Source organism: Mycolicibacterium doricum (assembly GCF_010728155.1).
In the GTDB taxonomy this organism is placed as follows: domain Bacteria; phylum Actinomycetota; class Actinomycetes; order Mycobacteriales; family Mycobacteriaceae; genus Mycobacterium; species Mycobacterium doricum.
In genome coordinates this window covers 1766447-1788673 of the sequence record NZ_AP022605.1, presented here as the reverse complement: position 1 = coordinate 1788673, position 22227 = coordinate 1766447, and the positions used below count along the sequence as shown (strand labels likewise).

The following is a 22227-nucleotide window of genomic DNA, read 5'->3' as shown; positions in this document are numbered from 1 at the left end:
ACTAGTCGACTACGAAGGGACGTCGGAAAGGTTCGGGATCTGTTTCGATGCCGTTAAGGCCGCCGTGACGTCGCCCACAGTTCGGTGCTGATCGCTGAGGCATCGATCGTCGGTCGGCTGCCCACGGTGCAGTGCCCACACGACGGTACTGCGGGTGTGGCCTGCTGGGCGGCTCAACGCCGCGAAGGTGTCTCCTCCGAAACGCACCATCGCCAGGTTCGGCGGCACGGCGCTCGTCTCGGCGTCTGTGCCAAGCGCCCTGGCTACGGCCAAGGCGGCCCGCTGCGGCGTCGTCACCCAGTTGCCGGGCACCAGCTGCGAGCCCGCCGCCACCGGCACCAGGGTCCCCGGCGCATACGGGTCAGGGATCACCAGCGGTACCGGCTCTTCCAGCGTCACGTTCACGAACAGCAGCGGTCCCCGTTGCGCGAGCGGCATCTCGACGGTTCGGCGCCCATCGCCGACGAACTCGGCTCGTGCGCGTCCGGTGGGGTCGGTGTTGCGGTCAAGCACCCCGGCGTCCGCGCTGAACGCACAGGCCAGGTGGGGACATCTGACGTTGCGGGTGCTGCCGCAGTGCATCGGAATCGACATGCATCCACCGAACGGTCTGGCGTTGAATGCTGCGACCAAGCCGTCGCCGGTCCGTCGCACGTGGGCGGCGTGATGGCCGATCGTCGCGGGCAGTACCGCACCCACCTCGGTGAGCTGCTCGACGAACCCGACGCACACCCACGTCGCGGTCCAATCGGTGGTGTCCGCGCTGACGTGCCTGCCCGTAGACACCGGTTCCAAGAGCATGTTGGGCCGTGCCGCGGCGCGAGTCATCAGTGTGACGACTCCTCGGGCAGGTGAAAGTTAAGCGCCGGGGTCGACTCGAACCTGCCTCGGGGACGAACCTGCGACGCATCGGGCGCGGGCAGCGGTCCGTCGGCCATGAAGTGGTCGAGGACGTTCGAAGTCAGTTTCGAGATGTTGTTGTCGTATCCGTTGTGCGAGAGGCTGCCACAGTATGAGATGGAACTGAACGCCCACACCCCGCCGCCGTTCGGGGTCTCGTGGAACGCCATGTCGGCACGGATGCGCGGGTTCTGGGTACCGGTGTGCCCGGGAGCGTTGGTCAAGATCAACTCCGTGACCGTGAGGTAGGCGTCGGTGTGCAAGCCTGCCGACGTCGCAACGAGCAAGGTGTGCGGCGGCGACCCGAGCGTGGTGTCTACAGTGTCGAGTTCGGCGCCTGCGGCGCCGCCGCCGACCAGCCCGAAGTCGCCGAGTCGGTCGTCGTAATCGATTCCCTCGAACGCCCATGCCACTCGGGGATCGTCACTTTCAGGTGTGCGCTTGAAGTAGGTCGAGATGTCGAATCCCTGCGCCACCATGGATGTTCCGCTGACGGCTGCCATGTCTCGGCCGAGAAAACGCCACATGCCACCCAGCCGGCCGTCGCTCTGGTGGTGGTACTCGCCGGGCTGCGCTTGCCAGGGTCTGATGCCGGACTCGCAGCGTCGCAGCTCGGTGACTTCACCGCGGCCGTAGGCTGGATGGAAGGTGTGCCGCCAGTAGAACCCGTCGCCGCCCATGTACATCAGGCGGCCGCCCCGCTCCTTGTAGGCGTGGACCGCGTCGAGATAATGGGCGTCCTTGTGCTCGGGGTGCGAGCCGGTGAGCAGCACGTTGTAGCCCTCGATCCGCTCGAGCCCGTCGTAGCTGATGTCCTCGTCAGTGATGACGTCGAACTCGTACCCCAGTTCCGTCAGCCAGTCGATGAGGTGCAGATCCGCGTTGAACTGCCACGGCGACTGGGTGAGCCACGAGTCGTACTTGGGCCGCACGTTGAGGACCGGGCGCAGTCGCGACGAGATGTGCACGCCCGAGCCGTCGCTGTGGGTGTCGTACAGCGAGTACCCGTACTCCCGGTGGACAGAAAGAAAGATGTTCTGCGGCTGCAGGATCGGCGTTCGATACAGCAGCGCCTCGACGCTGCCGAAGTTGCTCGCCTGGTGTTCGTTTGCGTACGCCATGTAGTCGATGGTCGACATGATGACGGCGATCTTGGCCCGCGGCTTGCCCAGTGGGGGCCGCACCATGAACGGAACGTAGTCCTCGTCGCCGTCGTCTGTGCTGAGCTTGATGGCGTAGACGGCGCTCGGTAGGTCGTCCGGCACCGCGAGCGTGAAGTCCAGGTCCCAGCGGGCGTCGTCCACGTCGTCGTCGTGGAAGTGGATCGCGCCATATTCGCGATGATCGACTTTCCAGGACGTCTGGGCGCCACTCCAGTCGTGACCCGTCATGCCGCGGGCGGGCATGCCGACGAGTTCGCCGTCGAGCCGATAGGGCCCGCAGTCGACGATCGTCCGGGTGGGGATCTGCAAGCCAAAGTCCCATGCGGCCACCATGGTGGCCCCGAGGTCGGGTCCCGGTCCCACACCGCGCCGTTCGTCCATGCCCGGCGCCGACCCGAGCTTCATGGTCTCGATCTCGAGCCGGGTGAGCACGCGCGAGCACAGTCGCGCCGCGTCGATCTTGCCGTTGTAGTGATCGGTCATCACCCAGCCGTGCGGTTGTCGGCACGCGCCATCTGACTCGGGCCGGGTGGGGTGCGCACCGAACGTGAACGGGGCCGCGCTGTGCGCGATGGAGTCGTCGAACGTGCTCTCGACGGGCTCCGGTCGCGGATCGAGGGCATAGCGGATTTGCGGTTCGTGATGTAGAACCGCGCGTCCCGTCGTAGCGTCGAACGTGGCTGCGATGAAGTGCCAGGCTCGGTCGCGAACCGGTTCGGCAGACGTCAGGAATTGGTCGTTGATCCGTAGGCACACCCGGCCCTCGAGGTCGAGGAACAGGCCATAACCTGTGCCTTCGGCCCATTTGCCGATGATCATCTGCTCGCCCGGAGACCAGTACCCGTCAACCTTGGTCGGCATGGTCGGCCAAATCCAGCACTGCAGGGTGAAGCTGTCGACCCGCAGCGGGCCGCGGTCGAGCACCATGCCGTAAGAGCCGGCGTGAATGGTCTGGGATCGGCCCGGGTAGGTGCCGTTGACCGGTGACTCGATGAGTTCTTCCTTGAAGCCCGGTCCGCTCGGATGGGTGTCGCCGTGAATCAGCTTGACCAGTTCTGCGCGGTAAGCGGTCGACCCGTCGCAGTTGACGAAGAAGTCGACGGTGCCACCCTGCTCGACCGACCACTGGCTGCCATAGCCGGTGAGTCTCAGCATGTCCGGGTAGATGTCGGTGGCCGTCATGCCCAGTTCTCCCCTCGGGCCTTCCAGGCCGGGGTGCAGTGCTCCGGCATCCCGTCCTCGGCGGGGTACTGCTCCAGCCGCTTCGCGAAGATCTCCGCCTGTGCGGCCTGCTCGTCGGTGAAGACCCGGTCGTCGACGAATTTTGGTGGCACACCGCGGATGCCGGAGAGTTTGGCGATCCGCCATTCCCGCTCGGGCTTGGTGCAGATGATCACGAACTTGCCGCCGAAGGCACCTGCAGGTTGCATCCGCATCCGGGTCAGAACTCGGTCGAGTTGCATGTCGTCCTGGATCCCGCCGTGCGCGCCGATGGCGGTACCCGGCCCCTCGGTGCGCACGACCGAGAAGCCCGGTACCCCGTGGAAGTCCTCGACGCTCGCATCGATCGCCTCTCGCATCTTCTGCCGGGTGGCGTCATCCTGAGGAATGGGGATCATGTGGTTTCACGCTATGGGGGCCAGTGGGTGGGCGCCATCGGGTGAATGACGGATCTTTCGGCGGCACGCTGATTGGGGTCTGAGCTACACCTCGGGCGGCGAATTCGACTTTCGACGTTCGATCTCGACCAAGAGGTCCCCGACGTGTGGGGTAACGGAGAGACGAGCACGCTGCGCACTTTCATCGAAGGTGCACGCGGCAAGACGCTCCGGGAGGCCATCGCCACCGTCGACACGCACGCCGGCCTAGTTCGTCGGCTCGCCGGACACCGTCGCGGCGAAGATGGGCGAGGCCATGGAGGAAGTCGGTGGCGACGGGTTCCTCCTGTCTCCGACAGTCACCCGACGAAACATCGCCGAAATCGCCGACGGGCTTGCCCCCGCTCTGCGCAAGCGGGGACTGATTCGAGACGGCTATCACCACAGCACCTTCCGCGAAAATCTACTGGAGTTCTAGTTTGTTCCGTGTCTATCCGGCCGTCCGGTGTTCCCCATCCAACGTCGGCAACCGGCGTAATACACGAGGCACCAACGCGACGCGGATGTGTCACGCAACACCGATTCACTAATATCAGCGAGACGCGCCAGTGAGTTGCCGTGACTCGGTCAAGATGACCCAAGCAGGAGGCATTGGTGTTCCAGAAAACACGCCCGATAGGCAATTCGCACGATCCCACCGGCGGCTGGGATCGCCGCACCTTCCTGAGAGCCAGCGGAATCACCATCGGTGGAGTCAGCCTGGCGGCACTCGCGGCCGCTTGCGGCGCAGGCGGTGGAGCGGGCGGCGGTTCAGGCAGCGGCGACACCCTCACCCTGAAGATGCCGTTCCTGGCCGATATGCAGGTCCCCGACCCCGACATCATGTACGAGGGTGAGGGCGCCCAGCTCATGGAGTTCGCCTACGAGGGATTAGTCCGCTACAAGCCCGGTTCCGCGGAGATCATCCCGGTACTAGCCAAATCGTGGACGCTCTCCCCCGACCAACTGACCTACACGTTCACGTTGGAACCCGGCGTGAAGTTCCACGATGGAACGGCCGCCGACTCCATGTCCTGGGTCAAGGGCTTCGAGCGCCGCGCCGACGTCAACCAGGGACCGGCCTACATGGTGGCCGGTGTCGCCAAGACCGATGCGCCGAATGCCACCACGTTCGTCGTCACGCTCAAGGAGCCCAACAGCGCATTTATGCACTACCTAGCCTGTCCATGGCAACCCTTCGCGGTGAGCCCGACTGCGGTGTCCAAGAACGCAGTTGGTGGCGACCTGGCCCAGGACTGGCTGAAGACTCACGACGCCGGCAGCGGCCCATATACGATCACCGAGTTCGTCCCCGGCAGCCACTACACGCTGGCGGCATTTGCCGACTACCGGCTCGGCAAGCCGCCTTTCGAATCCATCCGGATCAACATCACCCCGGATATCACCACCCAGAAACTGCAGCTCGACTCCGGTGCCTTCGATCTGGTATCGAAGGGCTTCGCCATCCCGGATGTGCTTGCTTATCAGCAGAATCCGCAATTCACCGTCGTCAATGCGATCGGCGGCGTCGGCGAGGCCATCTGGCTCAATCCGAACTCGGGCATCTTCGCCGACTTGGCCCTACGCAAGGCACTGCTTACCGCCCTTGATCGCAAGACGATCGTCGATACCGCCTGGGGCGGGCTTGCGACCGTTCAGGAATCGATGTGGCCAGAGGCCACCCTGCCCCCGGCAATGGCCCCGTTCCCGGCCACAGTCGACACCGGGCCGCTGGAGGCCATGGTGGGGTCACTACCTTCCAAGAAGGTAGATCTGGCTTGGGCGGCCGACGGCGGGGCGCCACGCCAGCAGATGGCTGAGCTGATCCAAAATCAACTTGCGACACTGGGGCTCGACGTGACAGTGCGTGCGTTACCGGTGGCTGAGATGTTCGACCTGTCGAACCAGCCGTCCGAGAAGAGGCCAGATCTGATGGTGACGTTCCTCGGTGGCGACACCTTGCACCTCGACACCACGTTCCGAATCCTGCTGCGGACGGGTGCCGCACCGTTGAACTTCTACCAATACTCCAACCCGCAGCTCGACGGCTTGATGGACCAGGCCGTCCGGGCGCCGAACACCGAACAGATGAATGCCATCTACGAGCAGTGCAGCAAGATAGTCCTGGACGACGCAATCTGGATCCCGCTGTGTCTCCCGCCGAACTCGACAATCACGCGCAAGCACTTGTCCGGCATCGAGAGCAACTCGTTCTACCCGCAAATCTTCTGGCCGCCCGCGCTCAAGCGGGCCTGAACCACGAAAGCGTGCTGCCGGATGATTTGATCCGGCAGCACGCTTTGCATTCAGCTCAGCTGGCGGATACCAGCCCGTGGAAGTTACTGCGGTGGAATATCATCGGCGCGATATCGGGGTAAACCGCCAGCGCGACGATCTGCAGCACCACGATTTCGTGATCGCCGGCCTCGACGAGCTTGAACGGCACGCATTCCAGCCACAGCGTCGAGCCGTGCACGAACACCGCGCCGGTGTCGGTCGATGTCCAGTCGACGCCGCTGAACCGATCACCGGTCCTAGACGCCAAAGACCTTGCCACGGGCGCATGTTCATTGGCCAGCACACTGAGCCCCAGCCGATCGAGCTGGGCCAGCTTCGGCCACGTCGTGGAGGTATTCGCGACGCAGACCGAAACCAACGGGGGGTCGAGGGAGACCGACGTGAACGAGCTGGCCGCCATACCCTCGGGAACCCCCTCGATCAGACCGCAGAACGCCGTGACACCGCTCGGGAACGCACCGAAGGCCTGCCGGAGCAGTGCCTGATCGAAGTTGCCGTCAATTGCCGTGATCATGATGACACCTGCGGAGCGAAGCGACGGGCAATGCCGAGCCACTTCTCCAGCTCCGGTGATGTCTCGTACTCCGAGTCGATCAGATACAGGCTCGGTGCCGGACAGCTCGCGCCGATCTCGACGAGGACGGGGCGCAGCGTCAGCTCGGGGGCCAGAGCGTGCGCCAGCGAGCCGCCGAGCATGATCGGAAACGTGGTGGTCTGACCGAGTTCACCTGCACCGAACTGATCCAAAAACAGTTTCAGAAGACCGGTATAGGTTGCCTTGAACGTCGGAGACGCCACCACCAAAGATTCCGCCGACTTCACAATCTCCTTCGCCTCGGCGACTTTTGGATCTCCCCAACTCAGCAGCCCCGCTCCGAGGTCGACGACATCGATCACCTGCTCGGGGCCGGTGCCGGTCAGCATCTCGGCCACCAGCTCGGCTGCCGCCCGCGTCCGCGACATCGGCTTCGGATTCCCTACCACTACCACTGTCATGTGTGCGCACCTCCATAAGCCAGCTATATCAACCGTTGTAGTCAACGAGTGGCAAATGTCCCCTGCCTCGCCCGGGGGTAAAACTTGGATTGCGCCGCGGCCGGCTCGACTGGCGGCACATCGGCGCAATGGGATGGACATCGACGCGCCCCAAATCCGTCACACGCCAGGGCTTTGCTGTCTCCATACCGATTGGGCAACCCGCGCCAGCGCCGACCGCGGTCCCACCCTCCCCGATTCGGATCATCCCACCGGAAACCGAGGGTCCTGCACCATGAGCATCGACGCAAACCACGTCGAACCCGCGACGACAGCGGGCCTGGAGACACCGCGCGCCCGGGTGTCCGACTTGAACGTCACCTTCCAGCGTCGCGGGATGCCCCTGCAGGCACTGCGGGGTGTCAGCCTCGATGTCCAGCCCGGCGAGGTGCTGGCACTCGTCGGGGAATCCGGGTCCGGTAAGAGCGTCCTAGGGATGGCGCTACTCGGTCTGCTCGCCGGCGAACCCGCGCCGGTGATCTCCGGTCAGGCCGAGGTGTGCGGCATCGACATGGTCGCCGCCAGCCCAGCCGAGCGCCGCCGCGTGCGTAAGGCCCACCTCGGCGCGGTGTTCCAGGACCCCATGACATCACTGGACCCGACCATGCGGGTCGGAAGACAGATTACTGAGCTGACCGATGACCCCGATGAGGCTCGACGGCTGCTGGACCTCGTCGGTGTGCCAGACCCGGTCCGGAGGATGAAAGCGTTTCCACACGAACTGTCCGGCGGCCTGCGACAGCGCGTGATGATCGCGATGGCCGTTGCAGGCAAGCCGGACCTGGTCATCGCCGACGAACCGACGACCGCCCTCGACGTCACCGTGCAGGCGCAGGTGCTCGCACTGCTCCGCGATCTGTGCAGGGAGTTGGGAACGTCGTTCATCGTCGTCACCCACGACATTGGGGTGGCCTCCCAAATTGCGGACCGTGTCGCGGTGCTCTATGGCGGTCGACTGGCCGAGCTGGGCACGATGGGCGACGTGTTGCGGGCTCCGTCGCATCCGTACACCTTCGGACTCCTAAACTCCCGGCTCGATCTGGACCTACCGCTCGGCCGCGCGATCAGCGCCTTGGCGGGTCAGCCGCCGGATCCGCGAAACCATCCGAAGGGTTGCGCCTTCTCGCCGCGCTGCCCGGCGGTGACCGTCGCGTGCTCAGACGTCATACCTGACCCCACGCCTGCCAGGACTCATTCCGGCGTCGCGGCCTGCATTGTGTCGGACGCCACGGCTGAATCGCACGCCCGTCAGGATACCCCGCTGTTCCCGCCGATGATGGAACTCGACGACACGCTGCCCGCCTTGCAGGTCAACGGGGTCGACAAGCACTTCGGAGTGCGGCGCGGACTGTTCGGCAAGGACAGCCTGCACGCGCTGCGTCACGTCATTCTCGACGTGGCCCCCGGCGAATCCGTCGCTGTGGTAGGCGAATCCGGTTCTGGTAAGTCGACCCTGCTGCGCGTGGTGGCCGGTTTGATGGACCCGGACGGCGGCACCGTGAAGTATGTCGGCGAACGTCCGCAGATGGTGTTCCAGGATGCGGGCGCGTCGTTGACCCCCTGGATGTCGGTGGGCGAGATCGTGGGCGAGCGACTGCTGAAGACGACGAACCGGACCGAGCGCCGCGACAAGGTCGATGCCGCGCTGCGCCAAGTCGGGCTGCCACCCGATGTGGCCAGCATCAAGGCGTCCAGCCTCTCCGGTGGTCAACGCCAGCGGGTAGCCTTCGCCCGCGCGATCATCGTGCCGCCCCGCCTGCTGCTGTGCGACGAACCGACCTCAGCGCTCGACGCGTCGCTGGCGGCGTCGGTGTTGAATCTGCTGCAGGTGTTGCGTCGCGAACTCGGCATGGCCGTCATGTTCGTCACCCATGACCTGGCCGCCGCACGATTCATCGCCGACCGGATCGCCGTCATGTACCTCGGTCAGATCGTTGAGCTGGCACCAACCGAGTCACTGATCGACGACCCGAAACATCCCTACACGAAGGCACTATTGGCGGCGGTGCCCAGCCCGGGCAAGGAACCGGTGCGGCTACCGGGAGAGCCGGCGAGTCCGCTGTCGATACCGTCCGGATGCGCATTTCATCCACGCTGTCGGGAGAAGGTGGAGCGCTGCGACAGCAGGGTTCCGAATCTGCTGTCCACCGACGACACCGCGCGGCACCTGGCGTCGTGTCTGCTGACGAACGGCCAGACAGATCAGCTGCTCGCCGGCTAAAGCACGCTTTCCGATCAACCACTGACAGAGGAGATTGCGATGACGAAGATGTTTCACCTCGGCTGGTTCATGAACTTCATTCCCCCGGAGTGGGATTCACCCTGGGCGTCACCGGATGTAGCGACCTGGTCCAACGGCAAGTTCTACGTCGACATGGCACGCAGCATGGAACGGGCCTGCTTCGACTTCATCATGATCGAAGACACCGTGATGGTGGCCGACGCCTACGGAAACTCCATGGAGGGTGCGCTGAAGAACTCAGTCTTCGCGCCCAAACACGATCCGATTCCGCTGGCGGTGCTGATTGCGGCGAAGACCTCGAAGCTGGGCGTGGTGGCGACGATGTCGACGTCGTTCTACCCGCCGTATCTGCTGGCCCGGTTGGCCTCTACGGTGGATTCGATCGCCGAAGGCCGGTTCGGCTGGAACATCGTTTCGTCAGCCGAGGACCGGGCCGCACAGAACTTCGGGTTGGACGGTCTCCCCGAGCACGACGAGCGTTACAACGTCGCAGACGAATACTTCGACGTCGTCACGCAGCTCTGGGACTCCTGGGATGCCGACGCGGTCGTAATGGACCGGGAAACCCACACCTTCGCCGATTTCAGCAAGGTGCGCCCAATCGATTTCGTCGGCAAGTACTTCAAGTCGAGGGGCCCGCTCAACACGGTGCCTTCGCCGCAGCACCGGCCGACTATCCTGCAGGCCGGGGCGTCACCACGAGGTCGGGCATTTGCGGCCCGTGCCGCCGACTCGATCGTCGCCGTCGGCACCGGTGTCGAGGGAATGCGGGAGTACCGCAACGATATCCGCGCTCGTGCCGCAGCGGCAGGGCGCGACCCCGACGACATCAAGCTGATGTTCTGTGTCTCCCCGGTGGTGGCCGCCACCGAGGCGGAGGCACGTGCGGAGATCGAACGTCTGACGTCGGTCGACAGCTACATCGAGAAGCAACTCGTCGGTATCTCGTCCAACACCGAGATCGACTTCAAGCAGTTCGACTGGGACGAACCCCTACCCGCGGATCTGACCACCAACGGAGAGCGGGGCTCACTGGAACATTTCATGCGGGGCGACGGCAGCCCGGGACCAAAGACATTGCGCCAGCTGGCGATCGACTGGGCCACCACCGGTATTGAGTTCGTCGGTACTCCGGAAACGGTTGCTCGCGAGATGGGCGAGGCCATGGAGGAGATCGGTGGCGATGGCTTTTTGATCATGAAGCCGGGCTGGGACCTCAACCGGCAGTATATCTCTTCGATCACCGACGGGCTGGTGCCAGAACTGCAGCGCCGCGGGCTGACTCGGACTCAGTACACCGAGACCACCCTGCGACGGACGCTGCGCGAGTTCTAACCAACACGGCTTCCGGCAAGGGGGCGTAATTCTTCGGCAACGTCGCCGAACCCCCGGTGACATCCAGACCGGGTCTACTCGGATCCAACGTGCGGCGCCGAGCATTCCCCGACAGAGGAGCGTCAATGGCAATCGCGGAGTATTACGTACCGACAGAACTCGTGCGGTACCGCAGTCGCATGGGTCTGGCGACTCGCCAGTATTTTCAGGGCACCTCAATCGCCAGTTACGTCGCCTTTGGTGCACTGGCGCTGATGTTCTTCGTCGCGATCTTCGCCAGGCAGATCGCGCCGTTCGACCCACTCATCGCGGTCGGCAAGCCGATGACCGCACCGAGCGCCGCGAACTTGCTGGGCACTGACACCGTCGGGCGCGACATCCTCAGTCGCGTCCTGTGCGGTATGCAGACCAGCTGGTTCGGCGCGCTGGCCGTGGTCGGGTTCGCCGTCGTGTTCGGCGGCCTCATCGGGCTGATCGCCGGTGCCGCAGGCGGGTGGTTCGACGCGGTCCTGATGCGGATGACCGACGCGTTCCTCGCGCTGCCTGGCCCGATCCTCGCGCTTGCGGTGGTCGCCGCACTCGGGCGGTCCTACACCCACACGCTCATCGGTGTCGCGATCGTCTGGTGGCCGCTCTACACCCGGATCGTGCGGTCCGAGGTCCGGAAGCTGCGGGCGTCGCCCCACACGGAGGCAGCCCGAGTTGGTGGGGTGAGTTGGTGGCGGCTACTGCGTCGCCATCTGCTGCCAGGGGCTGTACCGGTGACCATCGTGACCGCGAGCCTAGATATCGCAGCACTGGTGCTGATGCTGGCCAGCCTGTCCTTCCTTGGGCTCGGGGCACCCCAGCCTGCGCCCGAACTCGGGTCCATGAGTGCCCAGGGCATCACCTACATATTCAGCGCCTGGTGGATCCCGATCATGCCTGCCATCGCGGTTGCCCTCATCGCGATCGTCGCCAACTTCGCCGGCGATGCGCTCCGTGACCGTATCCGGGATCGCTGATGCTGACCGTCTTGCCTCGGCGCCTACTTGGCGCGATCCCCGTGCTGCTCGTTCTCGTCATCGCGGTGTTCACCCTGCAACAGGTGGCACCGGTCGATCCGGTGGCTGCGTTGGTCGGCGCGAAGGCTTCGCCCGAGGTGTATGCCGCCGCGCGGCACGAGCTCGGGTACGACCAACCGCTGCCGATGCAATTCGTGCACTACCTGGTGAATGCGTTGCAAGGAGATCTCGGCCAGTCGAGTCTGACCCGCACCCCGGTGCTCTCCGACATCGCGACGTTCCTGCCGGTCACGCTGGAATTGCTCCTCGTCGCGATGATCTTCACCGTGCTCATCGGTTTCTTCTTAGGGCTGGCGACTGCACAGGGCTGGCGGGGTTCGGGAGTGCTCCGCGTGGTGATGATCTCCGGTGCGTCGGTGCCAGTGTTCCTGGCCTGCTTGCTCGGCATGCTGGTGTTCTATCGCTACCTCAATATCCTGCCGGTCACCGGCACCACCTCCTATTACGATGCCCCCACCGGCCCGACGCATTTCCTGCTGCTCGACAGCGTGCTGGCCGGGCGGCCGGAGGTCTTCTTCGACGACTTGTATCACCTCATCCTTCCGGCCTTCTGCCTGGCGCTGACACCTGCGGTGGCTGTGGGACGGGTCCTGCGCAGCAGCCTCGAGACGACCATGCACGGCGACCATATCCGCACGGTCCGTGCAAAGGGCATGGGCGAGAAACGAATTCTGTTCATGCATACTGCCCGCAATTCTCTCGGGCCGGTACTGGCACTGATGGGTTTGCAGATCGCGGTCATGATCGGCAACTGCATTCTGGTTGAGTTGATCTTCGCCCGTCCGGGCATCGGGCTATACATCGCCAGGGCCATCGATAAGGCGGACTTTAACGCTATAGCGGGAGTGACGCTGGTGGCCGGCGTGTTGTATGTGATGACCAACACCGTGGTGGACGCCCTGCAGTCGATCGCTGATCCCAGGGTCGCACTCTGAAGAATGTGCCTGATTCCCAAGGTGGTTCGTTGCCGTGGCTGTTGGTCAGCTCGTGGATGTGGCATCTGACCCGATGGGACGGGTTGTTCCTCGGGACGTACCTGGTGACTCATTTGGGTGCCCCGCCGATCGCCAACCAGTTCGTCGGCGTCGGCTTGTTCGCCCCCATGCTACTAGGCGCTTACTTCTCCTCCCGGTCCTTCTTGCGCCGTGATACCGCGCTCCAGAGACTGGTGTTGTACACCGAACTCGTACTGCTGCCCGTTTCGGCGCTGATGGCGGTGCTCGTCGGCAGCGGCGTCGTTCACACCTGGATGATCTACCCGTTCATGCTCGCGTACGGCTTCGGCGGGATGGTCAACATGACCACGCAGCGCGAACTGCTGTTCCTGATGAGTGGGCCGCTGCGCTCGACCCGGGTACTCAACACTGAAGTCGCCGCCACGGCGAGCGCCATGATGCTGGGCCCCCTGATCGGCGGGATTACCATCCAAGCCTTCGGTCTCGGTGTGGCGTTCACCGTTCCAGCGGTGCTTCTCGCCTTCTCGGCACCACTGCTCTGGCTCTCGACGCGGCGGGTGCCGGCGCGGTCGCTCCCCATCAGACCGGAGATCGTGGTGGGCGGCGGGCGCAGTACCGACTGGGGCCTGCTAAGACGCTCGAGAGTGCTGGCAGTGATCCTTCTGGTCACCGTCATCTGCAATCTCTTCTACTTTGCGTTCATGCCGCTGGTACCCGTAATCGCCCAGCACCTCGGCGCCGACGCGTTGATGGCAGGGGTGATCGGCTCGACTGCAGGCGTCGTGCAACTCTTGGTTGCCGGGGCGCTGACGGTCCGACCGGCGCGTCGTCCGTTCAGCGGGTATGTGGCCGGGGTGGCATTGTGCCTGTGCTGCCTAGCCATACTCGCCTACACCCCGGTGGTGGTCGTTGCTCTGCTTGCCCTGAGTGTGGCTGGGATCGGCCAGGCGTTGTTCGGCTCCGCACAGGCGACCCTGCCGGTCCAGGCGGTGGGGCCGCATGAACGCGCCGCTGCTCTCGGACTCGTCACCACCACGATCGGTCTGGCGCTGCCGGCGGGCATGGCCATCCTCGGGGTGTTGTCGAGCTTGTTCGGTCCGCAGCTGGCGATGCTGGTGTCGGCCTTGGTCGGCTTGGCTGCACTTGCGGCGACGGTAATCATGAACTGCGGCCTAATAAGGGGGCGCGAAGCCTCCACCACGTCAAGCGGTGCCACGATACGCCGTGGCCGAGAAGGAAACCCGGTCGCCGCGCAGCCGGAGTTGCGATAGCGCCCGCGGCTGCCCTTCGTCGTCTTCGATGACGTCCTCGAGCCAGACCATTGGAGCGCCCACCTCCACACCAAGGAGTTCAGCGCTCTGCTCGTCAGCACCGACGGCACCCACCGTGGTGCTGCTGGTGCCGATGCTTATCCCGAGTTGGCGCTCGAGGATGAGCAGGACGTCCGGTTCGTCTACGTGAAAGTCGGGTGCCTCGTCTTCGCCGAGGGCGATGTAGTTGACCGTCAGCCCGAGTGGTTGCTCGTCCTGCACAACCAGGCTCTCGATCATCACCACGGTCCAGCCAGCGGGCAGGCGCAGGCGATCCCGGACCATCGGCGGACAGCCAAGCGGTTGGCATTCCAGTACTCGAACCTCGATCCTGGTGGACGGTTCGGTGATGTACTCGTCGAAGGGACTGAGTTCGTCGATGCGCAGCAGCAGCGAACCGGTGGCGCGCGTACCGTTCTTTGGTTCTCGAGTGACCATTCCTTCCTTTGCGAGCTGCTGCAGAACGGCCCGAACGGTGTTGCGGCTAGCCGACATGGCGTCGGTGAGCTCCCGTTCACCTAGGCAGATATTCCGGCCAGTGGTGACGAGGGTCGAGCGGAGTAGATCGTAGGTCCGGCGCGCCGAGTTGTTCAATCGGTCCGGACTCTGCCGCTGCCGTTGAAAGATCACTTCCGGCCGGACATCCGTACTGGGGCGGGCCCGCACACGCCAGCCCCCGGGTAGTTCGCGTTCACCTGTTGACAAGGTCCAATCCTTCCATAAAACCCCGCGACCACTTCACCAGATGGTTGTTAACGGGCTCGGGCCTGGGTGATGCGCCTGAGTTACATTGGGGCCATTGGCGCCCCGACGACCCTCGCAAGCTGTGCGCTGGCTAACAGTACGACGGCGATCAGGCCGAATAGTGCGGCAATGCCGACCTCGGCGCCGACTACCGCGCAGCCAACCGACCCCGCCAGCAGCCCGATACCGGCCGAGATCCGGAATCTCGCCAGGCCGGTGGAGGATTCGCCCACCTGGGCCACTATCAACACCGGGAGCGTCGCAGTGGCTCCCGCCAGGCTGACACCGAACAGTGCGGACGCCAGCAGATAGATCGACTGGCTCGGCACAAGAGCAAGCAGCGCCGCGCACACCATACCCAGCGCGAATGAGGCGATCAGAGTGGCGACCATTCCGTCGCTGCGGATGTACCGGTAGGCGATCAGCAGGGCGACGATCTCTACGCCCGACATCAGCGCTATGGCAACGGAGATCGTCATAGTGGAGTACCCCAGGGCGGCGCCAGCCAGCGGAAGCGCGGTGAAGAGCACGCCGCCGCGCAAGAAGTCGCCGCTCATCGCCAACACGAGCGTTGCGCGGCTACCGGGAGTCTTGTCGAGACGCGGCAAACCGATTCGAGGCGGGGATATCCTCGGCGGTGCTGCCAACCTCGGCAGTGCGGCAGTTAGGGCGGTCGCCACGACCAATGCGAATACGCCCGTGCCAACGAACGCGGTCTGGTAGCCGAGCCGACCGTCGATCAACCCCGCCACGAACAATCCGCCTGGCGAGCCGATGGCTCCCCCGAACAGAAACGCGGCGTTGAACCGACCCACCGACTGGGCGACATCGTCGGCGCTCGGTCGGACCCGAACCGCGGCCTGTAACCCGGCGCCGAAAACCAGCCCGCCGCCGATGCCCTGCATCACCCGCGAGGCCATCAGCAAGGCGCCCCCGGTCGCCAAACCGATCCCGATGCACGCGACCCCGAACAACACGAGCCCCACGGCGAGCGCGGCCCTGGCGTCGAGTCCGGGGATGAGCCTGGTGCCGAACACATCGACGACGATCACGCCGATCGACGCGCTGAGCATGAAGATGCCGATGAACAGCCCGGTGTGCCAGAACTCCCGGACGAACACCACTTCCAAAGGCGCGGTTAAGCTCATCACGACCCCACCTGCCGCCATAAGGGGCAGAAACCATCGCATCAGCCGGTGTCAGAGCTGCGCGGTAGGCATTCAGTCGCGGTGACTTCGAGACCATATGCTTCCAGTCCGATCCGCTTCACCGGATTGTTCGTCAACAGCCGCATGCGCCGCACACCGAGGTCGGCGAGAATCTGTGCGCCGACGCCATAGTCCCGCCTGTCGTCGGGCCTGTCCTGCTCTGGGTTCGGCGCCGACGTGGGCAGCAGCCCGCTGCACCGACCACCCTGCCCGCGCAGATACACGACGACGCCGGTGCCCTCGTCAGCGATCATCTCCAGAGAATGATCCAGCTTGGCGCCGCAATCACACAGTCCCGACTTGAACGCATTGCCCAGCAGGCACTCCAACTGCACCCGGACAAGCGTCGGCGACGTGTGCAATCCAGGCATCTCCCCCATCACCAGCGCGATGTGTTCACGGTCGTCGAACACGGATCGGAAGCCATGCGCGCGGAACTCACCGTGTCGGGTGGGCAGTCGACTGGAGGCCTTGAACTCCACCAGGCGCTCGGTGCGGCGGCGGTAAGCAATCAGCTCGGCCATCGTCACGACGGGTAACCTGTGCGTGGCGGCGAACGCATGTAGGCGGTGCCCGCGGGCGACACAACCGTCATCGTCGACCACTTCGCCGATCACCGCGACGGGCGGCAGCCCGGCCATTCGCACCAAATCGACGGCCGCCTCGGTGTGCCCGGCCCGACGCAGCACCCCGCCGTCGACTGCCCGCAATGGGAACACGTGGCCGGGCCTGCGGAGGTCGCTGGGGTGGGTATCGGGGTTGATCAGCAGGGAGATCGTCGTGGCCCGATCGGTCGCGGAGATGCCGGTGGTGATCCCCGTCCTGGCGTTCACTGATACCGCGTATCCCACGCCTCGCGGGTCCTGGCTCATTGCGACCATGGGCGGCAGGTGCAGCCGGTCCAAGTCGGCCGCAGGCATCGGTACACAGAGGATGCCACCTGTGTGACGCATCATGAACGCCAACCGCTGCGGCGTGACATGCGCGGCGGCGATCGTGAGATCGCCGTCGTCGTCGGGATTCTCCGCGTCGACCACGATCACCATGTTGCCGACGCGCAGGGCATCGACTGCAGCGGCGATCGAAGCCGATGCTGCAGTGTCGGCAATGGGCACGCGGCACCGCGTGCTGATGACAGTCATGGTTCAGAACTCGCGCAACGTGTCTCGCAACATGGTGGTGGTGTACTCCGAGCGGGTCAGGCCTAGCTTCTGTAGCTCGGGTACCAGCCCGTCAGTGATCTCGGTGACGTAGCGGCGGTTGAGTCGCATCACCGGGCTGGTGATGAGGAAGCCGTCACCGCCAACCTGCTCCATCAGGTCGCCCATCTCCTTGGCCACCTCGGCAGGTGTGCCGACCAGCGGGATGTTGGCCGTGAGGCCGCTGCCAGTGACGATCTCGCGCAGCGTCTTGCCCTTGCCTCGCGACAGGAAACTCTCCAGCGAGCCCCGCTCGCCGTTGGTCGTCAGCTCTCCCAGCGGCTGATCGAGATCGAACTGTGAAAAGTCGATCTCAGTGATGGAAGAGATCTCCGCCAACATGTATTCGATGTAGGACGGGGTATTGAACCACCGGTCCCGCTTGGCTAGCGCCTCCTCGTGCGTGTCGGCCACGATTGGCGACACCAGGTAAAGCACCTTGCACTCGGAGGGGTCGCGCCCATTGGCCGTCATCCGGTCGTGGATGTCGTCGCGGTAGGCCTTCATCGCCTCGACGCCGTTGGCCGGTGCAACAATCGTGTCGGCGTGCTGTGCGGCCAGCTCGCGTCCAGGGGGCGAGGCGCCGGCCTGGGCGATGGTGGGCCGGTACTGTGGGCAAGGCGCGGTATTCAGCGGACCGCGGCTCTTGTAGTACTTGCCTTCGAAGTCAATGGTGTTGACCTTCTTGAAGTTTGCGTACGTCCCGGTCTCGTAATCGCGCTCGATGGCGTCCGGTTCCCACGACTCCCAAAGCCTGCTGACTACTTCCATGTATTCGCTCGCCATCGCGTAGCGCTCATCGTGCTCATAGAGCTTGTCCATGCCGAAGTTCTGGGCAGAACGGTCTTCGCCGGAGGTCACGACGTTCCAGCCGAACCGTCCCCGGGCGATGTGGTCGATGGTGCTGCACAACCGGGCCAGCAGGAAGGGTGGGTAGAAGCTTGTCGACATCGTTGGGATGACGCCGATATGATTCGTGGCGGAGGCGATCAGGACAGCCAGCGGAACCGGGTCGTGTTTGGGGTTGATCCCGTGTTTGAGGTCGTGCTCCATCGTGCCACCGAAAGCGGTCGACACCATTAGCTTGTCTTCGATCAGGATGTAGTCGAACTTGGCGCGCTCGAAGTCACGGGCCACATCGACGTAGAAATCGCCGGTGAAGTCGCGCCCACCGTCACCCCAATTGCCGTTCCACTCGTCAGCGACGAAGTTCAGGAACCATCCCAGATGGAATTTTTCGGTCAAGGCACACTTCCTCTCTCTGCCTGGGTTCAAGGCAAACAGCGAAGCGTTACTGCGGGGTGTCCTCTTCGTACCACGGACATTGCGCTGGAGGCCCAAGCGTGGGTGGGCGTCGCTTGGGCAAACACCGCCGAGGATGCATACGGACCTCTGCCACTTGGAGACGGTGATCTTGTGCGTACAAGGTAAGCGCCACGGCTTGTAACCCATGTGGGGAACCTTGAGTACTTCGACCGCAAGCAGCTTGCACTATTGGGGCGAAAGAGCGAGTCAGGTCTGGGCGCTCTGATCCGTCGCTGCGGTATCCACTCGACGTCGCTGTCTTCATCTGTCGCCGAAGAGGATAGCCCAGTAAATTCGTGCGGTCCCAGCGTCGGCAGGCATGCTGATTGCAGCCGAAGTACCTCCACGATGTTCGGTTGGACAACACTGACGGGCCTGTCGTTTGCCAGGAGCTTGGGACCAGTGTGACCTGATTTTGCCAGGGTGATGGGACCACCTGGATTGCCAGTTATGGGACCACCGGCGCGTCGCGTCGGTGGTCTCTTCGTTTGTTCGTTCGATCGCTGTGACAGCTCAAGTCACGGAGGGCGGCGGGCATGGTTTTTCGGGAGGTCAGTGTGAACGAGATCAGGGAAGTGCTGCGGGTGTGGCTGGGGGTGGCGGGGCTACCGCCGGAGCCGGGGTACCGCACGATCGCCGCGCATTGCGGCGTGGACCGCAAAACGGTGCGCCGCTACGTGGAGGCCGCGCAGGCAGCCGGGCTGCGCCGCGACGGCGATGTCAGCGCCCTCGATGACGGGTTGATCGGGGGTGGTCGCCGACGCGGTGCGTCCTGCCCGCCCAGATGGTCACGGCGCCGCCTGGGAGCAGCTGTTGGGGTTCGAGGAGCAGATCAAAGTTTGGGTGGCCGGCGATGGTGAGCAGCGGCCGTTGACGATCACCAAGATTGAGACGTTGCTGGCCCGGCAGGGGTGTGTGGTTCCGTATCGGACGTTGCACCGATTCGCCAGTGAGCGTTGCGGTTTCGGCCGCAAGGGCACCACGGTGCGGGTCGCTGATGGTGATCCGGGGGGTGGAATGCCAGATCGATTTCGGCTATCTGGGGATGCTCACCGATGCTGCTGATGGGCGGCGCCGCAAGGTGCACGCGTTGATCTTCACCGCCGTCTATTCCCGGCACATGTTCGTGTGGTTGTCGTATTCGCAGACCCTGGCGGCGGTGATCGCCGGGTGCCAGGCGGCGTGGGGATTCTTCGGCGGCGTGTTCGCGGTGCTGATCCCCGACAATCTCAAGCCGGTGATCGCCGCCGCCGATGCGGTCAACCCGCAGTTCACCCGCGGGTGGCTCGACTACGCCGGTCATGCCGGATTCCTCACCGACCCGGCCCGGGTTCGCTCCCCCAAAGACAAGCCGCGGGTGGAGCGGACTGTGCAGTATGTGCGCCGAAACTTCTGGGACGGTGAAACATTCACCAGTCTCGAACAGGCGCAGCAGGCTGTGATGACTTGGTGTGCGCACTGCCGGTACCCGCATCCACGGCACCACCTGCGCACGTCCCCTGGAGGTGTTCACCGCCGAAGAACAACCGACGCTACTCACGGTGCCGGGGACCTATGACGTGCCGATGTTCAAAGCGGTCAAGGTACACCGCGATTTCCACGCCGAAGTCGCCAAAGCCCTGTATTCGCTGCCCGAGTGCTGGATCGGGCACACGTTGGACGTACGCGCCGACAGTGAGCTGGTGAAGTTCTATCACCGCGCCACGCTGGTGAAAGTCCATCCTCGCCAGCCGGCCGGTGGCCGCAGCACCGACCGTGCTGACCTGCCCGAACACAAAGCGGGTTACGCGCTGCGGGACCTGGCGGCGTTGATCGCCGCGTGCGCGGCGCACGGCCCCAATATCGGGATCTACGCCGAACGCATCCTCGATGACCCGCTGCCCTGGACCCGGATGCGCACCGTCTACCGGCTCCAAGGCCTGGTGCGCCGCGGCGCGCAGCGCGTCGAACAAGCATGCTCCTTATCGCTGGACCTCGACGTCGTCTCGGTCAACAAGATCGCCTCCATGCTGCAACGCGCCACCGAGAACACCGCCCCGACACTACCGCAAGCAGTCGGCCAAACAGCCACCCGGTTCACCCGCAACCCATCCGAATTCAACGTCACCAAAACATCATTGACCGTAGTGCCCGTTACCGATTCCGAGGAGACCTGCTGACATGACCACCCACCGTGCCCCCGCCGACCCGGTCGGCGCTGACCTGACCCGCCTGCTCAAAACCCTCAAACTCGGCGCGCTGGCCGACACCTTGCCCGAACGCGCCGCCCTGGCCCGCCAACACAAACTCAGCCACATCGGTTCCTCGAAACACTGCTCGCCGACGAAGTGTCCCGCCGCGAATCCCGTTCAGCCGCACTACGAGCCACCAAAGCCGGACTCGACCCGGGCATGCGTTTGGACACCTGGACCGCACAACACGACCTGCGCTATGACCGCACCCTACTCGGCGACCTCACCTCACTGAGATTCCTCGACGCCGGCCAGTCAGCGATCATCCTCGGACCCGTCGGCGTCGGCAAGACCCACCTAGCAACAGCCCTGGGACACATAGCAATCCGCCGCAAACACACCGTCCTGTTCGGCCGTGCCGACAAGCTGTTCACCAGGCTGCGCGCCGCCCGCCTCGACAACACCGTCGACACCGAAATCCGCCGACTGGCCGCCACCGACGTCCTCATCATCGACGACTTCGCGCTGCGGCCCCTCGACGCCACCGAGACCAGCGACTTCTACGAAATCGTCGTCGAACGCCACCGCACCAAAACCACCATCGTGACCTCCAACCGCGAACCCGCCGAATGGCTGACCATGACCGCCGACACCCTGCTGGCCCAATCGGCGATCGACCGGCTGACCGCCACCGCCCACACCCTCGTCATCGAAGGACCGTCCTACCGCCAACGGACCCGCGGCGGCCGGCTTGACCCAGACCACCCCGACGAGCATCCTCAATAACGCGCCACGGTGGTCCCATCCCACTGGCAACCAGGTGGTCCCATCACCCTGGCAAGCGACAGGGCCGGCGTTCGAGCACATCACTGTCATGGTCGAAGGAGTCGCGGGGTCGCTGGACTCCAGGCCAGAGAGCACACCGCGGTCACACGTAGCGCGGTGTGCATGAAACCGGGGATGCTTGGAGAGTCCCGCCCGGGCTCCGGCCAGACTGGCCGCGACAATTGTCCATTGACAGACAATCGCCTCAGCGACAACTCCACGGGTCCAGGCATCGGACACCAAGCGTTCTACGTGTCGGGTGTTGCGGGTCACGACAATCTTGCCGGCGGCCTGGGCGACGGCCGCGATCAAAGAATCGTCATAGGGAGCCAGTGTCGCGGCCAGCAGCACCGACATGGGGACATCTTCACCCGCCAATCCCGCGGTGAGGATCGCACGGACTTCGGCTTCGACACAGTGATGATCAACGTGAGTTGGCCGCCTCGGTGCCCCCCAAATAGGCGATCAATCCGACACGCAGCGAGCCGCCACATCGACTCCCGCATTCGCGATCATGTGACTCCGGAATCCATGAGCAAGATCAACAGCGAGCTCGGAAACTTTGCACGAACACGTCCTCGATGCCGCCAATGCCTAGTCAGCCTCGGAATTCAATCACTGCTCGGCCGATGCGGAAAGATATGCCGCGCGGCACCGCTATGTGGTTCGTGCGCTCAGGACAGCGATGAGGAGCGCTGCGCTGGGCGACGCGTTGGATCCTTGTATGTCCATTGACACTTGTAAACGATGACGGATGCACGAGCAGCGGTTGGACGTTCGTCACACGGCAAGTAGATGGACGGTATCGACAGACGTGCCGGAGATCCTCACGCTC

The 22227-nt window shown here is 64.3% G+C and carries 16 protein-coding genes and 3 pseudogenes; 9 read left to right on the top strand and 10 right to left on the bottom strand.

Translation table 11 applies throughout. The features are described 5' to 3' along the window. Window positions 1-9 precede the first annotated feature (9 nt). Genes G6N07_RS08875 through G6N07_RS08865 form a run of 3 tightly spaced genes read right to left on the bottom strand, consistent with a single transcriptional unit; the run spans window position 10 to window position 3682 of the window. On the bottom strand, window positions 10-828 hold the full coding sequence (locus G6N07_RS08875; RefSeq protein ID WP_099050151.1) for a Rieske (2Fe-2S) protein: 819 nt from the start codon (window positions 826-828) through the stop codon (window positions 10-12). Further along, on the bottom strand, window positions 828-3245 hold the full coding sequence (locus tag G6N07_RS08870; protein WP_099050150.1) for a N,N-dimethylformamidase beta subunit family domain-containing protein: 2418 nt from the start codon (window positions 3243-3245) through the stop codon (window positions 828-830). Before G6N07_RS08870 ends, G6N07_RS08875 begins: the two co-directional genes overlap by 1 nt. Beyond that, complete coding sequence (locus tag G6N07_RS08865) at window positions 3242-3682, bottom strand: N,N-dimethylformamidase alpha subunit family protein (protein ID WP_235849597.1); 441 nt, start codon at window positions 3680-3682, stop codon at window positions 3242-3244. Before G6N07_RS08865 ends, G6N07_RS08870 begins: the two co-directional genes overlap by 4 nt. Before the next feature lie 295 nt (window positions 3683-3977). Here G6N07_RS08865 and G6N07_RS20265 point away from each other — a divergent pair, with 295 nt between their 5' ends. Both G6N07_RS20265 and G6N07_RS08855 read left to right on the top strand, forming a co-directional pair. After that, window positions 3978-4139 (top strand): hypothetical protein, encoded by a 162-nt coding sequence (locus tag G6N07_RS20265; protein ID WP_235849592.1) that lies wholly within the window; start codon window positions 3978-3980, stop codon window positions 4137-4139. A 176-nt stretch (window positions 4140-4315) separates the two neighbouring features. After that, window positions 4316-5956: an ABC transporter substrate-binding protein gene (locus tag G6N07_RS08855; RefSeq protein WP_085188810.1), complete on the top strand. Its 1641-nt coding sequence runs from the start codon at window positions 4316-4318 to the stop codon at window positions 5954-5956. 55 nt (window positions 5957-6011) lie between these two features. Here the strand turns inward: G6N07_RS08855 and G6N07_RS08850 are convergent, their stop codons facing one another. Beyond that, the gene (locus tag G6N07_RS08850; protein WP_099050149.1) at window positions 6012-6512 is read right to left on the bottom strand and encodes a flavin reductase family protein; all 501 of its coding nucleotides are present in this window, start codon (window positions 6510-6512) and stop codon (window positions 6012-6014) included. After that, a complete protein-coding gene (locus tag G6N07_RS08845; protein ID WP_085188808.1) occupies window positions 6509-6994 on the bottom strand; it encodes an NADPH-dependent FMN reductase in 486 nt (161 codons plus the stop codon). The genes G6N07_RS08850 and G6N07_RS08845 overlap by 4 nt, the downstream gene beginning before the upstream one ends. 274 nt (window positions 6995-7268) lie before the next feature. On the opposite strand from G6N07_RS08845, the gene G6N07_RS08840 reads away from it, so the two are divergent. From G6N07_RS08840 to G6N07_RS08820, 5 genes are all read left to right on the top strand, one after another. Continuing rightward, window positions 7269-9254: a dipeptide ABC transporter ATP-binding protein gene (locus tag G6N07_RS08840; RefSeq protein ID WP_085188806.1), complete on the top strand. Its 1986-nt coding sequence runs from the start codon at window positions 7269-7271 to the stop codon at window positions 9252-9254. A 39-nt stretch (window positions 9255-9293) separates the two neighbouring features. After that, entirely contained in the window at window positions 9294-10610 is a 1317-nt protein-coding gene (locus tag G6N07_RS08835) for an NtaA/DmoA family FMN-dependent monooxygenase (RefSeq protein WP_085188804.1), read from the top strand. A gap of 125 nt (window positions 10611-10735) precedes the next feature. Then, entirely contained in the window at window positions 10736-11614 is an 879-nt protein-coding gene (locus G6N07_RS08830; RefSeq protein WP_085188802.1) for an ABC transporter permease, read from the top strand. Beyond that, window positions 11614-12609, top strand: coding sequence for an ABC transporter permease (locus G6N07_RS08825; RefSeq protein ID WP_085188800.1), 996 nt, complete (start codon window positions 11614-11616; stop codon window positions 12607-12609). Before G6N07_RS08830 ends, G6N07_RS08825 begins: the two co-directional genes overlap by 1 nt. A 5-nt stretch (window positions 12610-12614) precedes the next feature. Beyond that, complete coding sequence (locus tag G6N07_RS08820) at window positions 12615-13901, top strand: MFS transporter (RefSeq protein WP_085188798.1); 1287 nt, start codon at window positions 12615-12617, stop codon at window positions 13899-13901. Here the strand turns inward: G6N07_RS08820 and G6N07_RS08815 are convergent. The 4 genes from G6N07_RS08815 to G6N07_RS08800 form a co-directional block, all read right to left on the bottom strand. Then, the gene (locus G6N07_RS08815) at window positions 13833-14570 is read right to left on the bottom strand and encodes a GntR family transcriptional regulator (protein ID WP_263858057.1); all 738 of its coding nucleotides are present in this window, start codon (window positions 14568-14570) and stop codon (window positions 13833-13835) included. The genes G6N07_RS08820 and G6N07_RS08815 overlap by 69 nt on opposite strands. Window positions 14571-14725: 155 nt before the next feature. Beyond that, window positions 14726-15832, bottom strand: a complete 1107-nt coding sequence (locus tag G6N07_RS08810; RefSeq protein WP_235849603.1) for an MFS transporter — start codon at window positions 15830-15832, stop codon at window positions 14726-14728. A 41-nt stretch (window positions 15833-15873) separates the two neighbouring features. Next, window positions 15874-17007 carry a 3,4-dihydroxy-2-butanone-4-phosphate synthase gene (gene ribB, locus G6N07_RS08805; protein ID WP_235849591.1) on the bottom strand — a complete coding sequence of 378 codons (1134 nt, stop codon included), beginning with the start codon at window positions 17005-17007 and terminating at the stop codon, window positions 15874-15876. Between the two features lie 30 nt (window positions 17008-17037). Beyond that, window positions 17038-18336 (bottom strand): NtaA/DmoA family FMN-dependent monooxygenase, encoded by a 1299-nt coding sequence (locus tag G6N07_RS08800; RefSeq protein ID WP_085188792.1) that lies wholly within the window; start codon window positions 18334-18336, stop codon window positions 17038-17040. Window positions 18337-18932: 596 nt separating this feature from the next. Here G6N07_RS08800 and istA point away from each other — a divergent pair. Continuing rightward, window positions 18933-20555: pseudogene (istA, locus tag G6N07_RS08795) on the top strand (IS21 family transposase). Window position 20556: 1 nt separating this feature from the next. After that, window positions 20557-21353: pseudogene (gene istB, locus G6N07_RS08790) on the top strand (IS21-like element helper ATPase IstB). 375 nt (window positions 21354-21728) lie between these two features. On the opposite strand, the pseudogene G6N07_RS20255 reads toward istB, so the two are convergent. Further along, window positions 21729-21815, bottom strand: a pseudogene (locus G6N07_RS20255) (FitA-like ribbon-helix-helix domain-containing protein); the annotation flags it as partial. Window positions 21816-22227: the final 412 nt, after the last annotated feature.

Coding starts and splice junctions, on each gene's coding strand:
- G6N07_RS08875 (WP_099050151.1), bottom strand. CDS start 828: ATGACTCGCGCCGCGGCACGGCCCAACATGCTCTTGGAACCGGTGTCT.
- G6N07_RS08870 (WP_099050150.1), bottom strand. CDS start 3,245: ATGACGGCCACCGACATCTACCCGGACATGCTGAGACTCACCGGCTAT.
- G6N07_RS08865 (WP_235849597.1), bottom strand. CDS start 3,682: ATGATCCCCATTCCTCAGGATGACGCCACCCGGCAGAAGATGCGAGAG.
- G6N07_RS20265 (WP_235849592.1), top strand. CDS start 3,978: ATGGAGGAAGTCGGTGGCGACGGGTTCCTCCTGTCTCCGACAGTCACC.
- G6N07_RS08850 (WP_099050149.1), bottom strand. CDS start 6,512: ATGATCACGGCAATTGACGGCAACTTCGATCAGGCACTGCTCCGGCAG.
- G6N07_RS08845 (WP_085188808.1), bottom strand. CDS start 6,994: ATGACAGTGGTAGTGGTAGGGAATCCGAAGCCGATGTCGCGGACGCGG.
- G6N07_RS08840 (WP_085188806.1), top strand. CDS start 7,269: ATGAGCATCGACGCAAACCACGTCGAACCCGCGACGACAGCGGGCCTG.
- G6N07_RS08835 (WP_085188804.1), top strand. CDS start 9,294: ATGACGAAGATGTTTCACCTCGGCTGGTTCATGAACTTCATTCCCCCG.
- G6N07_RS08830 (WP_085188802.1), top strand. CDS start 10,736: ATGGCAATCGCGGAGTATTACGTACCGACAGAACTCGTGCGGTACCGC.
- G6N07_RS08825 (WP_085188800.1), top strand. CDS start 11,614: ATGCTGACCGTCTTGCCTCGGCGCCTACTTGGCGCGATCCCCGTGCTG.
- G6N07_RS08810 (WP_235849603.1), bottom strand. CDS start 15,832: ATGAGCTTAACCGCGCCTTTGGAAGTGGTGTTCGTCCGGGAGTTCTGG.